Origin of the sequence: Streptomyces milbemycinicus (assembly GCF_002154605.1) — a bacterium.
GTDB lineage: Bacteria > Actinomycetota > Actinomycetes > Streptomycetales > Streptomycetaceae > Streptomyces > Streptomyces milbemycinicus.
In genome coordinates this window covers 1-791 of the sequence record NZ_MUNE01001284.1, presented here as the reverse complement: position 1 = coordinate 791, position 791 = coordinate 1, and the positions used below count along the sequence as shown (strand labels likewise).

Genomic DNA, 791 nt, shown 5'->3' with positions numbered 1-791 from the left:
GGAGGTCCGCAGCCGGTCCAGTACCTCGGGAGGGTAGACGCTGGGCAGGGTCTTCGTACTCATGGCGAACAACGCCAGTGGGCGCTCGGGCAAGGCATGGCCTCCGGCTCAGGGGATGTCATAGCAACCGGTCTCTATAGCAACCGGTCTCTACGGTATGGCCGCGTTCGCAAGAGGGTCAATGGAGCGGGAGCGAATGGCTGAGCTGGGAGATGCGACCGGTTGCCATCGGTTGCCATGGCGGCTTTATGCGGGGACAGAGGCCGGACATGGCAAAGGGCCCGGCGTCGGCGGTGTGCCGACGCCGGGCCCTCTGGCCGTTTGGCGGGTGCTTCGGGGCCTGAGGCGGCCTCAGTCGAAGCCTTGATGGGTGACGCGATCCGCGCTCAACCCTGATTCGGCAAGGAACTCCGTCAGCACGGTGCGCAGTTCCTCACCCCCGATGGCCGTCAGGATGTAGCCGGGGTGCGGGGCGTGTTCGACCTCCCGCACCAGGGCCACGAGCGTGCCGCTGTCGAGGGCGAAGGCGAAGGTGAACCAGACGCCCAGGTCATCCCGGGTCAGCTCATGAGGGCCCCAGCGGGACTCCAGGCCCTCGGTCGTCACATCGAGCTGGGCGACATACGCCTGAGGGGACCCTTGGAATGCCTCCGCGTCAATGCGCCGCACGCTACCGCACCTCCGTGACGAAAACGGGAATCCTCGCGAAGTCCTCGCCGCCGTGGTGGACTCTACCCACCCCCGATTCGCTGCCGAGCTCCCACGCCACATAGCCAGGCGGTGTGTTTCTC

1 protein-coding gene is annotated in these 791 nt (G+C 66.6%); it reads right to left on the bottom strand.

The genetic code is table 11. The features are described 5' to 3' along the window. Window positions 1–351: 351 nt before the first annotated feature. Window positions 352–669, bottom strand: coding sequence for a hypothetical protein (locus CCN51_RS52645; RefSeq protein ID WP_014181843.1), 318 nt, complete (start codon window positions 667–669; stop codon window positions 352–354). Window positions 670–791 lie beyond the last annotated feature (122 nt).